Annotated in this window: 20 protein-coding genes and 1 pseudogene; 6 read left to right on the forward strand and 15 right to left on the reverse strand. The window is 71.0% G+C overall.

The genetic code is table 11. The features are described from left to right. The first annotated feature begins 470 nt into the window (after nucleotides 1-470). Nucleotides 471-1,901, forward strand: a complete 1,431-nt coding sequence (locus tag AB0D14_RS24910; RefSeq protein WP_362782745.1) for a hypothetical protein — start codon at nucleotides 471-473, stop codon at nucleotides 1,899-1,901. A 112-nt stretch (nucleotides 1,902-2,013) separates the two neighbouring features. On the opposite strand, the pseudogene AB0D14_RS24915 reads toward AB0D14_RS24910, so the two are convergent. The 7 genes and pseudogenes from AB0D14_RS24915 to AB0D14_RS24945 all read right to left on the reverse strand — a co-directional run. Continuing rightward, nucleotides 2,014-2,130, reverse strand: a pseudogene (locus AB0D14_RS24915) (DUF2382 domain-containing protein); the annotation flags it as partial. Continuing rightward, on the reverse strand, nucleotides 2,124-2,876 hold the full coding sequence (locus tag AB0D14_RS24920) for a sigma-70 family RNA polymerase sigma factor (protein WP_362782748.1): 753 nt from the start codon (nucleotides 2,874-2,876) through the stop codon (nucleotides 2,124-2,126). The gene AB0D14_RS24920 and the pseudogene AB0D14_RS24915, both read right to left, overlap by 7 nt. Nucleotides 2,877-2,993: 117 nt before the next feature. Next, complete coding sequence (locus AB0D14_RS24925) at nucleotides 2,994-3,749, reverse strand: hypothetical protein (RefSeq protein WP_362782750.1); 756 nt, start codon at nucleotides 3,747-3,749, stop codon at nucleotides 2,994-2,996. Between the two features lie 147 nt (nucleotides 3,750-3,896). Continuing rightward, a complete protein-coding gene (locus AB0D14_RS24930; protein ID WP_362782995.1) occupies nucleotides 3,897-4,550 on the reverse strand; it encodes a hypothetical protein in 654 nt (217 codons plus the stop codon). Between the two features lie 32 nt (nucleotides 4,551-4,582). Then, complete coding sequence (locus AB0D14_RS24935; RefSeq protein WP_362782753.1) at nucleotides 4,583-5,473, reverse strand: carbohydrate ABC transporter permease; 891 nt, start codon at nucleotides 5,471-5,473, stop codon at nucleotides 4,583-4,585. Further along, a complete protein-coding gene (locus AB0D14_RS24940; RefSeq protein WP_362782756.1) occupies nucleotides 5,470-6,411 on the reverse strand; it encodes a sugar ABC transporter permease in 942 nt (313 codons plus the stop codon). The genes AB0D14_RS24935 and AB0D14_RS24940 overlap by 4 nt, the downstream gene beginning before the upstream one ends. After that, nucleotides 6,408-7,709: an ABC transporter substrate-binding protein gene (locus AB0D14_RS24945; protein ID WP_362782758.1), complete on the reverse strand. Its 1,302-nt coding sequence runs from the start codon at nucleotides 7,707-7,709 to the stop codon at nucleotides 6,408-6,410. Before AB0D14_RS24945 ends, AB0D14_RS24940 begins: the two co-directional genes overlap by 4 nt. Before the next feature lie 64 nt (nucleotides 7,710-7,773). Here AB0D14_RS24945 and AB0D14_RS24950 point away from each other — a divergent pair, with 64 nt between their 5' ends. Together AB0D14_RS24950 and AB0D14_RS24955 are read left to right on the forward strand one after the other, a co-directional pair. Continuing rightward, nucleotides 7,774-9,186: a Gfo/Idh/MocA family oxidoreductase gene (locus AB0D14_RS24950; RefSeq protein ID WP_362782761.1), complete on the forward strand. Its 1,413-nt coding sequence runs from the start codon at nucleotides 7,774-7,776 to the stop codon at nucleotides 9,184-9,186. 101 nt (nucleotides 9,187-9,287) lie between these two features. Beyond that, a complete protein-coding gene (locus AB0D14_RS24955; RefSeq protein ID WP_362782764.1) occupies nucleotides 9,288-9,728 on the forward strand; it encodes an SRPBCC family protein in 441 nt (146 codons plus the stop codon). Between the two features lie 63 nt (nucleotides 9,729-9,791). On the opposite strand, the gene AB0D14_RS24960 is transcribed toward AB0D14_RS24955, so the two are convergent. Next, the gene (locus AB0D14_RS24960; protein WP_362782766.1) at nucleotides 9,792-10,112 is read right to left on the reverse strand and encodes a hypothetical protein; all 321 of its coding nucleotides are present in this window, start codon (nucleotides 10,110-10,112) and stop codon (nucleotides 9,792-9,794) included. A 30-nt stretch (nucleotides 10,113-10,142) separates the two neighbouring features. Continuing rightward, nucleotides 10,143-10,352 (reverse strand): hypothetical protein, encoded by a 210-nt coding sequence (locus tag AB0D14_RS24965; protein WP_362782769.1) that lies wholly within the window; start codon nucleotides 10,350-10,352, stop codon nucleotides 10,143-10,145. 128 nt (nucleotides 10,353-10,480) lie between these two features. On the opposite strand from AB0D14_RS24965, the gene AB0D14_RS24970 reads away from it, so the two are divergent. Further along, a complete protein-coding gene (locus AB0D14_RS24970) occupies nucleotides 10,481-10,651 on the forward strand; it encodes a hypothetical protein (protein WP_362782771.1) in 171 nt (56 codons plus the stop codon). Between the two features lie 38 nt (nucleotides 10,652-10,689). On the opposite strand, the gene AB0D14_RS24975 is transcribed toward AB0D14_RS24970, so the two are convergent. Then, nucleotides 10,690-11,214 (reverse strand): NUDIX domain-containing protein, encoded by a 525-nt coding sequence (locus tag AB0D14_RS24975; protein ID WP_362782998.1) that lies wholly within the window; start codon nucleotides 11,212-11,214, stop codon nucleotides 10,690-10,692. Between the two features lie 69 nt (nucleotides 11,215-11,283). Here AB0D14_RS24975 and AB0D14_RS24980 point away from each other — a divergent pair, with 69 nt between their 5' ends. Next, complete coding sequence (locus AB0D14_RS24980; protein WP_362782774.1) at nucleotides 11,284-11,943, forward strand: ATP-dependent endonuclease; 660 nt, start codon at nucleotides 11,284-11,286, stop codon at nucleotides 11,941-11,943. A 79-nt stretch (nucleotides 11,944-12,022) separates the two neighbouring features. Here AB0D14_RS24980 and AB0D14_RS24985 read toward each other — a convergent pair whose 3' ends face one another. From AB0D14_RS24985 to AB0D14_RS25005, 5 genes are all read right to left on the reverse strand, one after another. Continuing rightward, a complete protein-coding gene (locus AB0D14_RS24985; protein ID WP_362782776.1) occupies nucleotides 12,023-13,219 on the reverse strand; it encodes an XdhC/CoxI family protein in 1,197 nt (398 codons plus the stop codon). Nucleotides 13,220-13,350: 131 nt separating this feature from the next. Beyond that, complete coding sequence (locus AB0D14_RS24990; RefSeq protein ID WP_362782778.1) at nucleotides 13,351-14,808, reverse strand: NCS2 family permease; 1,458 nt, start codon at nucleotides 14,806-14,808, stop codon at nucleotides 13,351-13,353. A gap of 154 nt (nucleotides 14,809-14,962) precedes the next feature. Further along, a complete protein-coding gene (locus AB0D14_RS24995; protein ID WP_362782781.1) occupies nucleotides 14,963-17,407 on the reverse strand; it encodes a molybdopterin cofactor-binding domain-containing protein in 2,445 nt (814 codons plus the stop codon). Nucleotides 17,408-17,409: 2 nt separating this feature from the next. Beyond that, nucleotides 17,410-18,048 carry a (2Fe-2S)-binding protein gene (locus AB0D14_RS25000; protein ID WP_362782784.1) on the reverse strand — a complete coding sequence of 213 codons (639 nt, stop codon included), beginning with the start codon at nucleotides 18,046-18,048 and terminating at the stop codon, nucleotides 17,410-17,412. Continuing rightward, complete coding sequence (locus AB0D14_RS25005; protein ID WP_362782786.1) at nucleotides 18,048-18,947, reverse strand: xanthine dehydrogenase family protein subunit M; 900 nt, start codon at nucleotides 18,945-18,947, stop codon at nucleotides 18,048-18,050. Before AB0D14_RS25005 ends, AB0D14_RS25000 begins: the two co-directional genes overlap by 1 nt. Nucleotides 18,948-19,348: 401 nt before the next feature. On the opposite strand from AB0D14_RS25005, the gene AB0D14_RS25010 reads away from it, so the two are divergent. Continuing rightward, a complete protein-coding gene (locus AB0D14_RS25010) occupies nucleotides 19,349-21,112 on the forward strand; it encodes a PucR family transcriptional regulator ligand-binding domain-containing protein (RefSeq protein WP_362782789.1) in 1,764 nt (587 codons plus the stop codon). Nucleotides 21,113-21,120 lie beyond the last annotated feature (8 nt).

Genomic DNA, 21,120 nt, shown 5'->3' on the forward strand with positions numbered 1-21,120 from the left:
TCCGGCGAAGTTCCGCAGCCGCATGAACGTCGTGACTGCCGACTCACTGGGGCAACCGGGGAACAGGTCAACGGCATCGAGATGGTCGGCGTGCGGTTCGGTGACGGCGCGTCCGGGTTCGCTGCCGCCCGGTTCAGCGGCGTGGTCGAGCTGTGGGCGCCGACGCGGCGGTGACGGGGGGCAGCTGTGCGATCCCTGTCGTGGGCAGGTCGTCAGCGAGGTGTTCAACCGGCACGGTCCGGACAGCGAGCGGCGGCCAGGACGGCGTGGTCCGTATCTCGGCCCCGATCGGCAAGGCCGGCAATCCGGCGTTCACCAACCGACCGGGCCATGGAGCACTGCCCAGCCGTTCGTCGAGGATGCGGTCCCGCAGTCCCTGGTGGCCGATCCCCTCGGCGACCTATGACGAAACGCTGACGTCCGCCCCCGGCAACGGCCAGGTCACCGCGGTCCGGCCTAGCCTTCCCTGCGTGAACCGTGATCTTCGCCGCGATCTGTCCGCCGTCGTGACCGCCGCACTGCTCGTCGTGACGGCCGCGCTGGTCGGCGCCGCCATTAAACGGTCGAGGGACACCCTCCACGTGGGCTTGCCACCCCTGTACGCCAATTGGCTGCCCCACGTCGGCCCGGGCACCCCGGCCGCGCTCGCCGTGGCGGTGGCCGTCGTGGCCTACGGCCCGGCCCTCGCCGCCCGGCTGCCCTGGCGCTACCTGCTGCTCACCTCATGGGCGACAGCCACAGCCTGGGCCTTCTCCCTCGCCCTCGTCGACGGCTGGCACCGCGGCATCGCCCGCCGACTGACGACCCGGTACGAGTACCTCCAGGTCATCGACCGTTTCCACGACGTTCCCGCCACCCTGCGGGACTTCACCCACCACATCCTGCTCGGCTCACCGGAGCCCTGGCCCGCGCACGTCTCCGGACACCCCCCGGGTGCCACCCTCACCTTCGTCCTCCTCGACCGGATCGGCCTGGGCGGCGGCGGGTGGGCCGGCGTGTGGTGCATCGCCGTCGGGGCGACCACGGCGGCCGCCGTCCTCGTCACCGTACGGGCCCTGGCCGACGAGACCCTCGCCCGCCGGGCGGCACCCTTCCTGGTGCTCGCCCCGGCCGCGGTGTGGATGGGAACGTCGGCCGACGGATACTTCACCGCCGTCGCCGCATGGTCCATGGCCCTGCTCGCCCTCGCGGTGACGGTACGCACGGCACACCGGTCGCGGACCACCGCATGCGGGGCGGGCCTGCTGTTCGGCCTGACCTGCTACCTCTCGTACGGACTCACGCTCTTCGCGTTGATCGGTGCGGGGGTGCTGGTGCTGGGGCGCAAGCGGCTCCGAGCACTGCCCTTCCTGCTCGCCGGAGCAGCCGTCGTACCGCTGGCGTTCACGCTCGGCGGCTTCTACTGGTGGGAGGCGTACCACCTGCTGGTCGAGCGCTACCACCAGGGAGCGGGCGGCTTCAGACCGTACGGCTACTGGGTGTGGGCGAACCTCGCCTGTACGGTGCTGGTGGTCGGCCCGGCCACGGTGGCGGGTCTGCGGCGGGGCGCCACCGTCCTCGCCCGGGAGCGCGAACCACTCCGCCCCGTTCCGGACGTCCGCCCCGTTCGGAACGTCCGGGGCTTCCGGGGCGTCCGGGGCGTCCAGGGCGTCCAGGGCGTCCAGGACCTTTCCCGGCGCTCTGCCGAATTCCGCCTGGCCCTGCTCGTGCTCGCGGCGCTTCTCGCACTCCTGGTCGCCGCCCTGTCCGGGATGAGCAAGGCGGAGACCGAGCGGATCTGGCTGCCCTTCGCCTTCTGGCTGCTCGCGGTGGGCGCGTTCCTCCCGCGGCCACGCGCCTGGCTCACAGCGCAGGCCGTACTCGCGCTGCTCCTCAACCACCTGCTGCTGACCGGTTGGTGACCCTCCTGGCGGCGCGCCTTCACCCAGCCGGACCAGGCCGGACCAAGTCGGCGCGCGGAACTCGCGGTGGTTCGCGCCTTCCACAGGGACCGCCTCGGTCTGCGCGACGGGACTCCGGGCCGGACCTGGCGTCGCCCCGGTTCGCGTCCATGATCGGCTCCCGCTCGATACGCACCTCCTCGTGGTGCAGCGGTACTGTCTGCTGGACCTCCTCCGTCACCATCAGGCGGCCAGGGCGGCAGGTGCCTCGGTCTCGCCGAGCAGGCCGATGAGGGTGGCCCGGGCCCGGGCCACCCTGGAGCGGACCGTTCCCACCGGGCAGCCGCTCAGCTCGGCCGCCTCCGCATAGGGCAGCCCCATCATCTGGGTGAGGACGAACGCCTCCCGGCGCTCGTCGGGCAGCGCGGCCAGCAGGTCCAGGAGAGCGACCCCGTCGTCGAAACCGGGCAGGCCGCGCGGCTGGGCCCGTTCGACCGCCAGTCGCCAGTCCGGTGCATCGGACAGGCGCGGCCGGGTGGCGGTGTACCGGAGGCTGTCGACCACCGCGCGACGCGCGATGGCCAGCAACCACGTACGGGCCGAGCAGCGGCCCTCGAACCGGTGCAGGCTGCCGAGCGCCCGCAGGAACGTGTCCTGGGCCAGGTCATCGGCGGCCTGGGGGTCGGCGGACAGGTGCGCCACATAGCGCACGACGTCACGGTGCAGGGCACGCACGAAACGGTCGACGGCGTCGGGGTCGCCGCTCCGGGCGGCCAGCGCCCAGGCGGTTATCGACTCGTCGACGGATGCCGCCGTGTCGCTCGGGCGGCTGGAACGGCTTGAGCGGCTTGAGCGGCTCGGCTGGCTTGAGCGGCCCGCTGTCCCCTGATCACTTCCGTCGTTTCCGTCGTTTCCGTCGTTTCTGCTGCTTCCGTCGCTTCCGTCGCGTGAGACGGGCGGGGCAGGAGTGATCACCAGGTGTCCTTCTCGGGTCATCCGTGCTCCGGGCCGGTGGCGCGCACGCGCATCGGTCCGGCGAGGGGATACGGCCGTACGCGGAGGTACGGCCGACGCCCGAGGCGCGCATGGCGGCACCTCGGGGATCCGGCTGTCTCAGATGGCAGCGGTCCCCACGGGCGGACCCCGAGAAGTGATGGCGTGGACGAGAAGGATGCGCCGCGGCGACCGGTCGGAGGAACCGCGGCGAACGTGGAGGCGCGGGCGGTGCGGAGGCGTCGGCAGCGCGAGCAGCAACCGCAGGGGTGCGACCAGCCGTGCGGCAGCCGCGCGCAGGATGCGGAACGCAGCGCGCTCGCCGTATGCCAGCCACAGACCGCACAGCAGTGCGGCCACGAGGTGGGCGGCGAGCATGCCGAGTGAGGACGTTCCGTCCATGTCGTGCACCGGGTGACCCATCTGACCCGAACTCACAGGTCCGGCACCCATGTGCCCGGAAGGTACGTGTCCGGAAGCTATGTGCCCCACACCCATGGCGTTCATGGCGTCCGTGGTGTCCACGGCGTCCATGGAATGCGTGTGCGCCGCGCCCGAGCCCGTGCCGAGGTCAGCCCCCGCGCCCCGGCCCCGGCCCGAAGCCACCGGCCCCAGCCCCATCCCCGACCCCGCGAGCGTGAACGCCGAGTGGAGCAGGCCCTGGGCTACGACCACCACCGACACGATCAGGGGAAGGCCGCGTTCCCGGCCGGCCAGGCACCAGCCCACGCCACCCGTCACCACGGCCCCGGCGGCCATCGTCCACCAGGCCGCCGGAGAACCGGACATCATCACGTGGCCGAGGGCGGCGAGCAGCACACAGACGACCGCGAACATCGCGGCCCGAACTGCGCGAACACCCCACCCAACAGTCATGACGGGCCTCATCCTCGCATTCGGGCACGCATGTCGTGGTGAGGTACGGGAATCACCCCCGTCCCACGCTCACCTCGGAACACGTGATCCAGAACACACGGCACACACAACCGGCCCAGAACCTCGAAACCTCACAGTCTCAGAGCCTCAACTGCGCCCGGACCAGCGGCCGCCCCCTCCCGACCGGACCGCGGGCCCCTCGGGGGCGTCCGTACGCGTCGGCATCCGTACGTCCACCGCCGTCAGTGCCAACGCCAGGGGCCCCGGCGCCAGGAAGGCCAGCGGCAGCATCATCCACGCGCACAGCACGGCCGCCGCGAGGGCGAGCAGGACGAGTCCGCTGCCGCCCGCGTCCCCGACGGAGTCCCGGGCGGCGCCGGCCACCGCCGTCCGCCAGTCGGTGAGCGACTCCGGGCGCCCGCAGGCGCGCAGGCCGACGACAGCCGCGTACCCGCCGATGGCCGCCGCGACGACCGCGAACAGCGGGGCGCCGGGCAGTCCGGTACGGGCCAGGGCCAGGTCCGCCCAGAGCAGCAGGGCGCCGGTCAGGGACAGTGCTCCGGCCGCGAGGTCGCCGAGGCGCAGCCTGCGCCGCAGGACCGCCAAGTACCGGGTCGCCGTGACCGGTTGGTCCTCGCGGGCGCCACGCAGGACCGCGCACGCGGTGGACAGCGCCGCCGGCAGGGTGACGATCGGCAGGGACGCGAACGCTGTGCACACGCCCACGCTCAGCACGTCCGCGAACAGCGTCATGCGCGGCCCGAAGATCTCGCCCGCCTCGCGGGCCTGTCCGCCGTTCATCCCTCGATCGCCGTTCAGCCCTCGATCGCCGTTCATCCCTTGATCCCGGAGTTCGCCATGCCCTCGACCAGGAACCGCTGGAAGGCGAGGAAGAACAGCACGATCGGCAGCAGCGCGATCACCGACATCGCGAACATCGGACCGAAGGCCGAGGTGCTCGACGCGTCCACGAACGACCGCAGGGCCAGCGTGAGCGTGAACTTCTCCGGGGAGAAGAGATAGATCAGCTGGGTGAAGAAGTCGTTCCAGGTCCAGATGAAGGTGAAGATCGCCGTGGTGATCAGCGCGGGCCGGGTGAGCGGCAGGATGACGAGGAAGAAGCTGCGGAACGGCCCACAGCCGTCGATCCGGGCAGCCTCCTCCAGTTCACGCGGCAGACCCCGCATGAACTGCACAATGAGGAAGACGAAGAACGCCTCCGTGGCAAGGAACTTGGGCAGGATCAGCGGCCAGTAGGTGTTCACCATGCCGAGCTGGTTGAAGATGATGTACTGCGGGATCAGCACGGCATGGTGCGGCAGCATGATCGTCGCGATCATGAAGGCGAAGAGCGGCCCACGGAAACGGAACCGCAGGCGGGCAAAGGCGTACGCGGCCAGGGAGCAGCTGAGTACGTTGCCGACGACCGCGCCGCCCGCGATGAGCAGCGAGTTGCTGAGCAGCCGCCACACGGAGACGTCGTTCACTCCGTCGAGTGCGGTCGAGTAGTTGGACCACTCCAGGCTACTGGGCAGCAGGTCGAGGCTGGCGATCACCTCGTCGGCGGGCTTGAGCGAGGTCGCGAGCAGCCAGGCCAGCGGGTACAGCATCACAAGGAGCGCGGCGAGAGCGCCGAGGTGCAGAGCGACGCGGCGCCAGGCAACCGGCTTGCGTACGACGGCGGTTGAGTCGGTCGAGGTCGAGGTGGTGGTCGAGGTGGTCATCGGTCCCCCTCGGACGCGTAGAAGACCCAGTTGCGTGAAGTCCGGAACAGCACCGCGGTGACGGCGCCGATGACGAGGAGCAGCACCCAGGCCATCGCGGAGGCGTAGCCCATGTGCGAGGCGACGAAGCCGCGGTCGTAGAGGTAGAGGGTGTAGAAGAGCGTCGAGTCGGCGGGCCCGCCCTTGCCGCCGCTCACCGCGAACGCGGGAGTGAAGACCTGGAACGCCTGGATGGTCTGGAGCACCAGGTTGAAGAAGATCACAGGCGAGAGCATGGGCACGGTGATGGACAGGAACTGCCGCCACCGGCTCGCCCCGTCCACGGACGCCGCCTCGTACAGCTCCGTGGGAATCTGCTGGAGTCCGGCGAGGAAGATGACCATCGGGGCACCGAACTGCCACACCGTGAGGAGCGCGACGGCCAGCAGCGCCCAGCCGGGCCGGTTGACCCAGCCGCCGGTGCCCAGCAGGTTGTCGACCGTGCCGCCGTCGTTGAAGACCGCCCGCCACACGAGGGCGATGGACATGGAGGCGCCGAGCAGGGAGGGCGCGTAGAAGGCCGAGCGGTAGAAGCCCCGGCCGCGCCGCATGGATTTGAGGGCGAGCGCGACGACGAGGGCGAGGGCGAGCTGGAGGGGCACGGCGATCACGACGTAGGTGAGGGTCGCGCCGACCGAGCGCCAGTAGCGCGGGTCCTCGGTGAACATCTGCGTGTAGTTGCGCAGGCCCACCCACTGGGGCGGGTTGAACAAGTCGTAGTCGGTGAAGGAAAGATAGAGCGAGACGGCCATCGGGAGCAGGGTCAGCACCGCGGCGCCGAGCACCCATGGAGAGAGGAACACCCAGGCGGCACCCTCGCGTTGACGCTTGCGGGGCCGCCGCGGGGGTGTGGCCGGCTTCCTGGAGCGGGCGGTCGTGGGCATCTCGGTGGTGGTCATGACCTCAGCTCCGCCTTCGCCTCGGTGACGTAGTCCTCGGCCGCCTCGCGGGGCGACATGCGCTCGTACGACACCTGGTCGTAGTCCCGCTGGAAGGTGGTCTGCAGCGCGCTGTCCCCCGAGGGCGGGGCCTGGGGCGGGGCGTTGAGGTCTCCTTCCAAGGACGCCTGGTAGTCGAAGACCGTCTTGTCGAAGTCCTTGAGCTCGGGGGCGATCTTTTCGCGGAGCGTCTCGTTGACGGGGATGCCGCGGGTGGCTCCGAGGATCTTCGCGGCGTCCGGGTCGTTCAGCATGAAGTCGACGAGCTGGACGGACTCCTTCGGATGCCCCGTGTCGGCGGCGACTCCCATGAACATCGCGGGCTTGAAGTACTGCCCCGGTGTGCCGTCCTCGCCGGACGGCATGGGCGCGAGGGTGACCCCGTCCGGCACGAGTGCGACGAACCCGCTGGACGGTGCGTCCCAGTTGGTGTCGGAGATGGCCTTGCCACGCCCGAGCGCGGTGTTCTCGACGGTGCCGTCGAGCTGGGTGGTCTGCTCGGCCGGTGAGACGGCGCCCTCGCGGCGGAGCTTGTCGGTGAAGGTCCACCAGCGGGTCAGGTCGTCGGCGGTGAAGCCGAGCCGGCGGTCCTCGGTGTAGAGGGCTTTGCCCCGGCCGCGCAGCCAGACCTCGAAGGCGTCCTCGCTCTGTCCCGGGTCGGTTGCGCCGGGTTTGCCGGTCCGTTCGGCCAGCTCCCGCATGGCGTCGGCCCATTCGCTCCAGGTCCAGCCCTCGCGCGGCGGGCCGACCCCGGCCTTCTTCCACTGTGCGGTGTCGTACACCACGGTCTCCGTGCCGCGCGCCTGCGGGATCGCGTACTGCTTGCCGTCCACCTCGCCGGTGGCCAGCAGACCCGCGTCGAACTCGCCGGTGTCCAGTGTGGCGCGCTGCTCGGCGAAGTCCAGCAGGACACCTCCGGAGGCGTACTGGTCGATCATCCGGTAGTCGAGCTGCATGGCGTCGGGGGCGTCACCGCCCGCGGCCTGGGTGGCCAGCTTCTGCTTGTAGGCGTCGTAACCGGAGAACGACGTCTGCACCTCGATCCCCGGATGCTTCTTCTCGAAGAGGTCGACGGCTTGCTGCGTTCTGGCCGCTCTGTCCGGGTTTCCCCACCAGGTGTAGCGCAGGACCACCTTGCCGCCGGCGCTGCTCGACCCGTCGGAACCCGAGCAGCCGGCGAGAGCCGCGCAGAGCGTGAGCGCCGCCGTGGCCGCCGCGACTCTCGGTTTCCAGGACTCCCTTGTCCTGTTTCCGGGCATGAGTGGGTCACCTCAATCGTCAGAAAGCGCTTGCCCCCTCTACCCGACTCTAAGGATGGTCCAGATGTCAGTACAAGCCCCTTGCGCCGGTTCCCGTTCCGGTTCCGGTTCGCGTCGCCGCTGCGCGGTGGTGGGCCTGGGCGCCCGTGCCCGGCTGTTCACAGAAGCGCTGGCCGGACCGTACGCGGACCGTATCGACCTCGTGGGATTCTGCGACGTCAACGCGCACCGGATGGCAGTCCACAACGGCTGGCTCGCGGACGACCACCCCGGCCGTGAACCCGTGCCGGCGTACGCCGCCGAGGACTTCGACCTGATGCTGCGGCGCGAGCGGGTGGATCTCGTCGTGGTGTGCAGCGTCGACCGGACCCACGACGACTACATCGTGCGCGCCCTGGAGGCGGGCTGCGACGTGGTCACCGAGAAGCCCATGACCACCGACGCCGGGAACGCCCGCCGCATCCTGGAGGCCCAGCGACGCTCCGGCCGCGAGGTGCGGGTGGCGTTCAACTACCGCTACAACCCGGCACATTCGGCCGTACGCGAACTCATCACGGCCGGTGAGATCGGCGAGGTCGGCTCGGTGCACTTCGAGTGGCTGCTCGACCTTCGGCACGGCGCGGACTACTTCCGGCGCTGGCACCGGGACAAGGCCAATTCCGGCGGCCTGATGGTCCACAAGTCGACCCACCACTTCGACCTGGTGAACTGGTGGCTCGGCACCGAGCCGGAGACGGTCTTCGCACAGGGCGGCCTGTTCTTCTACGGCGACGAGGCCGGCGAGCGACGCGGGCTCGCCCGGCCCTACGCCCGCGCCCACGGCTCCCCTTCCGCACAGGGGGACCCCTTCGCCGTACACCTGGCGGACTCGTCCGTGCTCAGCGCGCTGTATCTCGACGCCGAGGGAGAGGACGGCTACCACCGGGACCAGAACGTGTTCGCGCCCGGCGTGACCATCGAGGACGACATGGCGGTACTCGTGCGGTACGCCTCGGGGGCGTCGCTGACCTACCACCTCACCGCGTACGCACCCTGGGAGGGCTACCGCGTCGCGTTCAACGGGAGCGAGGGGCGGCTCGAACTGCTCGTCGAGGAGTCGACGTGGCTGCGGCCCGAGGTACGGAGCGAGATACGGACCGAGGAACGGACCGAGGTACAGCCCGAGGTACGGACCGACGGCGCGAGCCCGGTCATGCACGGCGCCGGCGTGGGCGACGAGGCCGGCCGCACCGAGGTGCTGCTGCGCCGGCACTGGGAGCGACCGCGCGAGGTGAAGGTCGCGAGCGGCGAGGGCGGGCACGGTGGCGGGGACGTGCGCATGCTGCGGGACCTGTTCGGCCCCCGGTCCGAAGCGGATCCCCTGGGCCGGGCGGCGGACGCGGTCGACGGGGCGAAGTCCCTGGTCACCGGGCTTGCGGCCAACGAGTCGTTCGAGACGGGGATGCCGGTTCGGGTGCGGGATCTGCCGGACCTGTGAGGGGCACCGCGTCCGCGGTCCCGACATCGTGGCGGTGGCGGCTCGCGCGCCCCGGGCCTCGGCGGCGGCCGTTGGCCCCGTCGTGTGCGTACGATCCCGGGGTGGTTCTCTTTCTTGTGCGCAGGGGCACCCCGTTGAGCGCCGACGATGCGTGGCGGCGGCTCACCGGGTGGGAGCGGCATGCTGACGTGGTGCCGCTGACGCGGGTCCGGGTCGTCACGCTGCCGCCGCGTGGTGAGGGCACCGTGTTCGTGGCGCGGACCGGTGTGGGCCGGTTGGCGTTCGACGACCGCATGGAGGTCGTCGTCTGGCGCCCGCCCCGCGACGGCACCCCTGGTCTGTGCCGACTCGTCAAACGCGGCCGCCTCGTCGTCGGCTGGGCCGAGATCGAGGTGCGGCCGGCGCCGGAAGGCGGGTCGCGGGTGGTGTGGCGGGAGGAGCTGGGGGTGCGGGGGCTGCCGCGGGCTTTCGACCCGCTGTTGGAGCGGGCGGGTCGGTGGATGTTCGGGCGGGCGGTGAAGGGGTTGCTGGCGCGTCCCTGAGCTGAGGTAAGTGGCTGTGTCAGAATCCGTGCGCCGAGCCAAGGCAGAAGTCGCTTCAACCGGTCACGGACCGGGGACGTCCCTGACCCTCTTGAGCACCGAACTGACCCTGTCCACCACGGCGTTGCGCCGCCTCGCGTGCGCCGCCCGGTCTGCCGGCACCAACCGCGCGGCGGCCTGCACGGCGTAGGCGTCCGGATCGCCGAAGGCGGTCTGCGGGTCCTCTCCCGTCTCCGCGCAATGCACCGTGACATCCTTGACCGCCTCAAGGACGACCGCCCGGTCCACTCCCGGCTGCGTGGCCAGCCGTACCTGGAAACGCGCCATCCACTTCTCGCGGTCCTTCTCCCCCGCCATGTCCGTCGTCCGGTCCTTGTTCGCCACGTGCTCTCCCAGGTGATCGGCGGCCGTCCGTCATGGAGTTGGACGCCGGAACACCGGCCCGAGTTGCAGAAACGAGAAGAATTCCCGGCCACTGCCCGGGCGACCCCAGAGGTCGGGGTGGCCGGCCACGGCATGGTTCAGCCGGATCTCGCCGAGGTCGGCGGTGGGTTCCGGGTAGCCGTGCGGTACGTAGATCTCGGCGTGGTCGGCGGCTTCGACGTGAGCCTTCGGGTGGCTCATCGAGCGACCGTCCCGACGAGGCCGGCGGTCGCGTCCCACAGCCGTTCTGCCAGGGCGGGGTCGAGGCCTGCCTAGGCCCCGCCCTGGCGGAACGGCGCCCCGCACCAGAGGCGGGCGGCGGCCGGTACGTGCTGGACCCGACCGCGGCGGGACGCGAGGACATACCGCGGCGGCTGCGGGAAACTGCCGAGCACGAGATCACCGACTTCTCCCGCCGGTTCACGATCCTGGCGTTCCTCTCGCCGACATCGCCAAGGCCCACGACCGCGTCGACGCCGGCGGTCGCGGGCGCGTCCTGATCGACACCCTCCAGTAAAGAAACCCCGGCGTGACCTCCTCATCCCCCCGCAGTCGAGCGTGAGGCGTGGGAGCCCCCCGGCAGCTGCGTGTACCTCGTGAACGTCTCACGGCTGTCAGGGACGAACGGCCACTGCCACAGCACCCGCCGGAAGTCCGCCTCCGGGAGCCAGTCGTACCAGGCGATCTCCGTCGGGTCCGGGGTGAAGTCCCCGGCCGGGACGGCCTCGTGCACCGCCATCCAGTACGGGCTGATCGCGCCGCGGCAGAAGTACTTGAAGGCGAACCGGAGTGTGGCCCGGGTGCCGAGTTCCTCGCTCAGCTCGCGGACCGCGGCGTCCGCGTAGGACTCGCCGGCCTCGACAGCTCCGCCGAGCAGCCAGCTGTACTGTCCCGCGAACCGCGAGGCGGACTCCGGCCTGCGGTGCACGAGTATCCGCCCGTCGGTGTCACGGCACACGACCGTCGCCACCCTGTGCAGCCAGCCACGCCGGATGGCCTCCCCCCGGTCGACCACTCCCATCACCCGGTCCTGCTCGTCGACGCGGTCCACCGGCTCGCTCAAAGGACTCATGAGGTTCACGATCTCAAAAGTCTGTGGAGTGAGTTCGCTCGGAGTTGCGAGACTGGGCCCATGAACGACATGGGGCGGTTCCGTCAGGCAGTCGTCGAGTGGGCGGCCGGCGGCCCGGACGCGTCGGGGGCGGGCACGGCCGCGCGAAAGCTGGCGGCCGGCGTCGGGCTGCGTACGGTCGTCCTCGTCGAGGGGGGAAGCGACCAGGTCGCCGTCGAGGCACTGGCCGCCCGGCTCGGCCGGGACCTCGACGAGGAGGGGGTCTCGGTCGTGCCGCTCGGGGGCGCGACCAGCATCGGGAGGTTCGTGGATCTCTGTGGGCCCCAGGGGCTCGACGTGCGGCTGGCGGGCCTGTGCGACGTCGCGGAGGAGCGGTTCTTCCGGCGTGCGCTGGAGCGGGCCGGGATCGGCTCCGGCCTCACGGCCGACGGCTTGGAGTCGCTGGGGTTCTACATGTGCGACGCGGACCTGGAGGACGAGCTGATCCGTTCCCTGGGCGCCGATGTCATCCAGCAAGTCGTTGAGGAACAGGGCGAGTTGCGCGCGTTCCGCACCTTCCAGAACCAGCCCGCACAACGGGAGCGGACCGTGGAGCAGCATCTCCACCGCTTCATGGGCACCCACAGCGGCCGCAAGGCCCAGTACGCGCAGGAACTCGTCGCGAGCCTGGACCTCGACCGCACCCCGCGCCCGCTGGAACGCCTCCTCACCCACCTCTGACACTCCGCACGCCGTGCCGGACTGCCGCACCGTGCCTGACATGCCCGACGCCTTCCGGGGCGGGGCAGGGCGGGGGGCCTCAGACCACTGATCCGATGCCGCACGCCTGCACCGACGACAACGGCCCCGACGATCCGTCGTGATGGGCCCCGTCGTGATGGATCCCGTCATGGTGGATCTGCGTGTGCGCCCCGGTGAGTGGCACCCCGCTCCCGCCCCGCCGGTTCGCGACGATCTCCGAGGCGATCGACAGGGCGGTCTCCTCGGGCGTACGCGCGCCGAGGTCGAGCCCGATGGGTGACCGCAGCCGGGCCAACTCCCTTTCGGTGACGCCGACTTCACGGAGACGTTCGTTGCGGTCGAGGTGCGTACGGCGGGAGCCCATCGCACCGACGTACGCGACCGGCAGCCGCAGCGCGAGCCCGAGGAGCGGCACGTCGAACTTGGCGTCGTGGGTCAGGACGCACAGGACCGTACGGGCGTCGACCTCCGTGCGCTCCAGGTACGTGTGCGGCCACTCCACGACGATCTCGTCCGCCTCCGGGAAGCGCGCCGCCGTCGCGAAGACGGGCCGCGCGTCGCAGACCGTCACGCGGTAGCCGAGGAACCTGCCGATGCGGACCAGGGCCGAGGCGAAGTCGATCGCCCCGAAGACGATCATGCGGGGTGGCGGGACCGAGGACTCGACCAGCACGGTGAGCGGTGCTCCACAGCGGGAGCCCTGCTCGCCGATCTCCAGGGTGCCGGTGCGGCCCGCGTCGAGGAAGGCCCGCGCCTCCTCCACCACGGTGCGGTCCAGTGCGGGGTGCGCGCCGAATCCGCCCTCGTACGAGCCGTCGGGGCGTACGAGCAGGGCGCGGCCCAGCAGTTCCCCCGGGCCGGAGACGACGCGCGCCACCGCGGCCGCCTCTTTGCGGGCGGCCGCGGACAGCGCCGACGCGAACACCTCGCGGGCGGGCGCCGAGGCGTGCACCGGGGTCACCAGGATGTCGATGACCCCGCCGCACGTCAGGCCCACGGCGAAGGCGTCCTCGTCGCTGTACCCGAAGCGTTCGAGGACCGACTCCCCGTCCACCAGGGCCTGTTGGCACAGCTCGTAGACCGCGCCCTCCACACAACCGCCGGAGACCGAGCCGATCGCCGTACCGTCGGCGTCCACGGCCAGGGCGGCGCCGGGCCGCCTTGGCGCGCTTCCGCCGACGGCCACGACGGTGGCCACGGCGAAGTCGCGGCCCTCCGCCACCCACCGCTGTAGCTCTTCGGCTATGTCCAGCATCTTTCGGTCTCCCTCCGTCTGCGGGTGCGTTGTGGCCGTCTGCGGGTGCGTTGTGGCTGGTCGCGCAGCTCCCCGCGCCCCTATGGGGCCACCGGCTCGCAGGTTCGTCACCGGCGCTTCAAGCTGAGCGCCTAGTGGACGCCCATCCAGCTCTCGATCGGGTTCAGGGCGAAGAAGACGAGGAAGATCGCCGTCAGGCCCCACATGAACGCCCCGATCTCCCGGGCCCTGCCCTGAGCGATCTTGATGGCGACGTAACTGATGACTCCGGCCGCGACACCCGCGGTGATGGAGTACGTGAACGGCATGATGACCACGGTCAGGAAGACCGGTATCGCGGTGGCGCGGTCGGCCCAGTCCACATGGCGGGCGTTCGTCATCATCATGGCGCCGATGACGACCAGGGCCGCGGCGGCGACCTCCCCGGGGACGATCGCCGTCAGCGGCGTGAAGAACAGGCAGGCCGCGAAGAACAGGCCCGTGACGACTGACGAAAGGCCCGTCCGGGCACCCTCGCCCACTCCCGTCGCGGACTCCACGAACACCGTCTGCCCGGAGGCGCCCGAGACGCCGCCGATCGCCCCGCCCGCGCCGTCGATGAACAGCGCCTTGGACAGGCCGGGCATCCGGCCCTTGTCGTCGGCGAGACCGGCCTCGGTGCCGACGCCGATGATGGTGGCCATCGCGTCGAAGAAGCCGGCCAGGACGAGCGTGAAGACGATCATGCCGACCGTCATCGCGCCGACCTCGCCCCAGCCGCCGAACTCGACATCACCGAAGATCGAGAAGTCGGGCATCGACACCGCGCTGCCGTGCAGTTCGGGTGCGCCACTGGCCCACTGCTTCGGGTCGATGACGTCAAGCGCGTTGAGGACGACGGCGAGTACGGTGCCGCCCACGATGCCGATCAGGATCGCGCCGGGAATGCCGCGCGCCTGGAGCATGAAGATGGCGAGCAGGGTGACGGCGAAGAGCAGCACCGGCCAGCCGGCCAGTTCGCCCGTCGCGCCGAGGGAGACCGGGGTCGCCCTGCCCTGGTGGACGAAGCCCGCCTTCACCAGGCCGATGAGGGCGACGAACAGACCGATGCCCATCGTGATGGCGTGCTTCAGCGCCAGCGGGATCGCGTTCATGATCATCTCGCGTAGCCCGGTGACCACCAGGAGCATGATCACCACGCCGTACATCACGCACATGCCCATGGCCTGCGGCCAGGTCATCTGGGGTGCGACCTGTGAGGAGAGGACTCCGGACACGGACAGTCCCGCGGCGAGGGCGAGCGGCACCTTGCCGAAGAAGCCCATCAGGAGCGTGGTGAGGGCCGCCGCGAACGCCGTCGCGGTGATCAGGGCCTGCTGGCCGAGCGTGTCCCCCGCCGCGTCCTTGCCGGACAGGACGAGAGGGTTGAGAAGGAGGATGTACGCCATCGCCATGAAGGTGGTGACGCCGCCGCGCACCTCACGCGCGACCGAGCTTCCTCGCAGGGATATGTGAAAGTAGCGGTCGAGCCAGGACCGGCCGGCCGGGACGCGGGTTCCTTCACCCGCGTCGTCGGCGGTGGCTCCGGGCTTCAGTGACTGCTGGGTCATGGTGCCGTCTCCCAAGGTTCACAGGGGCACCCGCGCCTCGCCTTCGGCTTGCGCGGGGTTTGGGATGTGCACGACCCGGGGGACGGCCCGAGGCGGACAGGTGGATCCCGAAGAGCCACGTGGCTCTTGGTTACGTGGCTACGTGGCTACGTGGCTACGTACCGGTCAGGTGTTCCGGTCGGACCGGCGTGCGGTTGAGCTCCAGACCCGTCGCGTTCCGGATGGCCGCGAGGACAGCCGGAGTGGACGACAGGGTCGGGGCCTCGCCGACGCCACGGAGCCCGTACGGCGCGTGGTCGTCGGCGAGTTCGAGCACGTCGACGGGGATGGTCGGCGTGTCGAGGATCGTGGGGATGAGGTAGTCGGTGAAGGAGGGGTTCCTGACCTTCGCCGTGACGGGGTCGACGATGATCTCCTCCATGACCGCGATACCCAGGCCCTGAGTCGTGCCGCCCTGGATCTGGCCGACGACGGACAGCGGGTTGAGCGCCTTGCCGACGTCCTGGGCGCAGGCCAGCTCGATGACCTTCACCAGGCCCAGCTCGGTGTCCACCTCGACTACGGCGCGGTGTGCGGCGAACGAGTACTGGACGTGCCCGAAGCCCTGCCCGGTGTGGAGGTCGAAGGCCTCGGTCGGCCGGTGCCGCCACTCCTCCTCGACCTCGACGGCCTCGTCTTCGAGTACGTCCACCAGGTCGGCCAGCACTTCACCGCCGTCGGTGACGACCTTGCCGCTCTCCAGGAGCAGTTCGGCGGTGGCCCACGCCGGGTGATACGTACCGAGCTTGCGGCGGCCGATCTCCAGGACCCGCTCCCGGACCAGCTCGCACGCGTTCTTCACGGCGCCGCCGGTGACGTACGTCTGGCGGGACGCGGACGTCGAACCGGCCGACCCCACCTGGGTGTCGGCCGGCTGAATCGTCACCTGGGTGACACCCAACTCCGTACGGGCGATCTGCGCGTGCACGGTGACACCGCCCTGGCCGACCTCCGCCATCGCGGTGTGGACGGTCGCGACGGGCTCGCCGCCGACGACTTCCATCCGGACCTTGGCCGTCGAGTAGTCGTCGAAGCCCTCCGAGAAGCCGACGTTCTTGATGCCGACCGCGTAGCCGACGCCGCGTACGACGCCTTCGCCGTGGGTGGTGTTGGAGAGGCCGCCGGGGAGCTGACGGACGTCCGCCGCCTCGCCGGCCGCGAGCCACTGCCGCTCAGGCGGCATCGGCATCGCCTTGACGCGGCGCAGGAGTTCGGCGACCGGGGCGGGCGAGTCGACCGGCTGGCCCGTCGGCATGACCGCGCCCTGCGACATCGCGTTGAGCTGCCGGAACTCCACCCGGTCCATGCCCACCGCGTCGGCGAGCTTGTCCATCTGCGCCTCGTAGGCGAAGCACGCCTGGACCGCGCCGAAGCCGCGCATGGCACCGCAGGGCGGGTTGTTGGAGTAGAGGGCGATGGCCTCGATGTCGACGTCGTCGAGGACGTACGGGCCGACCGCCAGGGATGCCGCGTTGCCGACGACCGCCGGGGACGCGGAGGCGTACGCGCCGCCGTCGAGGACGATCCGGCACTTCATGTGGGTCAGCCTGCCGTCCTTCGTCGCCCCGTGCTCGTAGTGGAGCTTCGCGGGGTGACGGTGGACGTGCCCGAAGAAGGACTCGAACCGGTTGTAGACGATCTTGACCGGCTTGCCCGTGCGGAGCGCCAGCAGACAGGCGTGGATCTGCATGGACAGGTCCTCGCGGCCGCCGAACGCGCCGCCGACGCCGGAGAGCGTCATCCGGATCTTGTCCTCGGGCAGGCCGAGGACCGGGGCGATCTGGCGCAGGTCGGAGTGCAGCCACTGGGTGGCGACGTAGAGGTCGACGCCGCCGTCCTCGGCGGGCACGGCGAGGCCCGACTCGGGGCCCAGGAACGCCTGGTCCTGCATGCCGAAGGTGTACTCGCCCTCGACGACGAAGTCGGCGCGCTGCCGGGCCGCCGCCACGTCACCGCGCACGATCGGCTGGCGGTGGACGATGTTGGGATGCGCGACGTGGCCGCTGTGGTGGTCGTCGCGGTCCTCGTGGAGCAGCGGGGCGTCCGGCGCGGTGGCCGAGGCCTCGTCCGTGACGACGGGCAGTTCCCGGTACTCCACCTTGATCTTGGCGGCGGCGCGGCGGGCGGTCTCGGGGTGGTCGGCGGCAACGATGGCGACGGGCTCGCCGTGGTGGCGTACGCGGCCGTGGGCGAGTACGGGCGTGTCCTGGATCTCCAGGCCGTAGTTCTTCACGGCGGTCGGCAGGTCGTCGTACGTCATGACGGCGTACACGCCGGGCGTGGCCAGGGCCTCGCCGGTGTCGATGGAGAGGATCTCGGCGTGCGCGACCGGGGAGCGCAGGATCTGGCCCCACAGCATGTCCTCGTGCCACATGTCGGACGAGTACGCGAACTCGCCGGTGACCTTGAGGGTGCCGTCCGGACGGAGCGTGGACTCGCCGATGCCGCCCTTGGTCGGGGAGCCCTGGGTGACCTTGGTGGGAGTGCCGACGGGAGCGGCGTTGCGGGCGGTGTTGCGAGCGGCGTTACGGGCGGTGTTGCGATCGGTGTCGGTAGCCATCGTCAGACCGCCTCTCCCTGCCGCGCGGCCGCCAGGCGGACCGCGTCCATGATCTTCTCGTAGCCGGTGCAGCGGCAGAGGTTGCCCGAGAGCGCCTCGCGGATGTCCGCGTCGGTCGGGGTCGGGTTGTGCTCCAGCATCTCGTCGGCCGCGACCAGCAGGCCGGGGGTGCAGAAGCCGCACTGGACGGCTCCGGCGTCGATGAACGCCTGCTGGATGGGGGACAGTTCGGCGCCCTCGCCGGTCCGGGAGTCGGCGGGCCCGGCCTCCCATCGCCTGGCCGCGTCCAAAGGCGTACCGCATGCTGCGGACCGTCCGGATGCTGCGGACCGTCCGGCCCCGTCGGCGCCTTCGGCCCCTCCTGAGGCGCGACTCCCGTGTTCCGCACGCTGTTTGGCGAAGTCTGCCAGGCCCTCGACCGTGACGACCTCACGGCCCTCGACCTGCCCGGCCGCGACCAGGCAGGAACAGACCGGCACGTTGTCGAGGCGGACCGTGCAGGAGCCGCACTCGCCCTGCTCGCAGGCGTTCTTCGAACCCGGCAGGCCCATTCGCTCCCGCAGTACGTACAGCAGGGACTCGCCCTCCCACACGTCGTCGGCTTCCTGTGGGCGGCCGTTGACCGTGAAACTGACGCGCATTACGCGACCCTGCCCTTCTGATGTGCGACGCCGTCAGTGCCGCGGTACGACTCCCAGGTCCAGGTCAGCGTGCGGCGCGCCATGATGCCGACCGCGTGGCGGCGGTAGCTCGCCGTGCCCCGGACGTCGTCGATGGGGTTGCAGGCCGCTGAGCACAGCTCGGCGAACTGCTTGGCCACCGACGGAGTGATGATCTTGCCGTTGTCCCAGAACCCGCCCTCTTCGAGCGCCGCGTTCAGGAACTCCTCGGCGACCTCGGCCCGCACCGGCGTGGGGGCGGCCGAACCGATACCGGTGCGGACCGTGCGCGACGACGGGTGCAGGGCCAGGCCGAAGGCGCACACCGCGATCACCATGGCGTTGCGGGTGCCGACCTTCGAGTACTGCTGCGGGCCGTCCGCCTTCTTGATGTGGACGGCCCGGATGAGCTCGTCGGGGGCGAGGGCGTTGCGCTTGACCCCGGTGTAGAACGCGTCGATGGGGATCAGTCGTGAGCCTCGTACGGACTCGGCCTCGACCTCCGCGCCCGCGGCGAGGAGGGCGGGGTGGGCGTCGCCGGCCGGGGAGGCGGTGCCGAGGTTGCCGCCGACTCCGCCGCGGTTGCGGATCTGCGGGGAGGCCACGGTGTGGGAGGCCAGGGCCAGACCGGGCAGTTCGCCGCGCAGGCTGTCCATGATCGCCGTGTACGGGACCGAGGCGCCCAGGCGGACCGACTCCTCGCCGACCTCCCAGTCGCCCAGCTCGCCGATCCGGTTCAGGTCCAGCAGGTACTCGGGCCGGCGGTGGTCGAAGTTGATCTCGACCATCACGTCGGTGCCGCCCGCAATCGGCACAGCGGTGGGGTGCGCTGCCTTCGCGGCAAGCGCCTCCTCCCAGCTGGCAGGGCGAAGGAAGTCCATGACCGGCTCTCTTCTTCGTCTCGTGGATCGTGCTGATCAAGCCAGATCGTGTGCGGCGGGCCCGGCTCGTTTCATGAGGTGTTCACGCGGATCGAAGTCAGTACACAGCCCGTTCCACCAACGGGGTCAGTCACCGAAACCATGAAGGAGTTGGCTGGCCAGGGGGCTCATCTTGTAGATTCATATGAACGGAGGTCATCAGCAACCTCTTGGTTTTCCTCTGGAAACATTCAGGCACAGCCCTCTGGAAACATTCAGGCACAGTCCTCCGGAACCATCAGACACAGCCCTCCGGAACCATCAGACACAGCCCTCTACGTGCCGACCTCGGTCCGAGCCCCTCCCCCACCCCCCATCCCTCCCATCCATCGTAGATTTCGAGACAGAACGGCGGCGACGAGATGCGGCTGCGCGCACTGCTGGACACGGACGCGCTGGGCCTGCGGCTGCTCGGCGGCCAGGGCGAGCTGGACCGCACCGTGCGGGGCGTGATGACCACGGACCTGCGGGATCCGAGCCGTTACCTCTCGGGCGGTGAGCTGGTGCTCACGGGTCTCGCCTGGCGCCGCGGCGCCGCCGACTCCGAGCCCTTCGTACGGATCCTCGCGGGCGCCGGGGTCACGGCGCTGGCCGCGGGCGAGGCGGAGCTGGGCGCGATCCCGGACGACCTGGTGACGGCCTGCGCCAAGCACCGGTTGCCGCTGTTCGCCGTCGTCGAGTCGGTGGCCTTCGCGACGATCACCGAGCACGTCGTACGGCAGGTGTCGGGCGAGCGTGCCGGGGACCTGGCGGCCGTGGTGGACCGGCACCGCCGGATGATGACCTCGGGGCCCGCGGGCGGCGGCCCGGACGTGGTACTGGACCTGCTCGGTTCCGACCTGGACCTGCGGGCCTGGGTGCTCTCCCCCGCCGGGCGCCTCATCGCGGGCTCGCACCTCGCGGAGACGGGGCTGCCCGCGGGCGTGCGCGCGGCGCTGGCCGGTGAGCATCTGGCGGCGGTCCGCGCGGGCCGGCGCGGGCCGTACCGGGTGGCGGTGGGCCCCGCGACGTACTCGCTCTTCCCGGTCCGCAGCGGCGGCCGCGGTACGGCGGGTGCCCCCGACGTACGCGAGACGGTGCTGTCGGAGTGGCTGCTCGCGGTCGAGGCGGATGCCGGGGACTGGCCGGCGGAGCGGCTCGAACTGCTGGAGGGCGTGACGCAGCTGATCGCCGTGGAGCGGGACCGGCGGGACGCGGCGCGCACCGTGCGGCGCAGACTCGCGCAGGAGGTTCTGGAGCTGGTGCAGACCGGTGCCGCGCCCGCCGAGATCGCGGCACGGCTGCGGGTCGCGGCGCCCGTGCTGCTGCCTGGGCTCGGTGCGGCCCCGCACTGGCAGGTCGTGGTCGCCCGCGTCGAATGGGACGAGGCGAGGGGCGGGCCCGGGGGGACCTCGGCCGAGGCCGGCGGTGGAAGGCGGACCGAAGGGCCGGCGGGTGGGCCCGCGGGCGGACCGGCAGGCGGACCGGCGGGCGGACCGGCGGCGCAGGCACTGCTGGAGGAGATCCTGGTCGACCCGCTGTCGCCGGGATCCGAGCCGTCCGACCGGATCGCGGTCGCCCACACCGGTGACGAGGCGGTCGCGCTCGTACCACTGCCGGCTGTTTCCTCGGAGCACGACGGTTCGGAGACCGGACTGCTCGCCGACGCGATCCTGGAGGCCGTACGCGACCCGCTGTCGGCCGGGCTCGACAGCGACGGGCGGCTCACGCTCGGCGTCAGCGCGGCCGTGCACTCGGCGGAGGGGCTGCGCGGCGCTCTGGAGGAGGCCCGGCACGCGCGCCGGGTGGCCGCGGCCCGGCCCGGCCGGGTGTGCGCGGCGGGTCATCAGGAGCTGGCGTCCCATGTGCTGCTGCTGCCCTTCGTGCCGGACGACGTGCGCCGCGCCTTCACGGCCAGGCTCCTGGATCCGCTCCGCGACTACGACCGCCGGCACCGGGCCGAGCTGGTCCCGACCCTGGAGGCGTTCCTCGACTGCGACGGCTCCTGGACGCGCTGTGCGGCCCGTCTGCATCTGCATGTCAACACGCTGCGCTATCGGGTCGGGCGTATCGAGCAGTTGACGGGGCGAGATCTTTCCCGGCTTGAGGACAAGCTGGACTTCTTCCTGGCTTTGCGGATGAGCTGAGGTCACGG

Source organism: Streptomyces sp. NPDC048484 (assembly GCF_040651415.1).
Classification (GTDB): Bacteria; Actinomycetota; Actinomycetes; order Streptomycetales; family Streptomycetaceae; genus Streptomyces.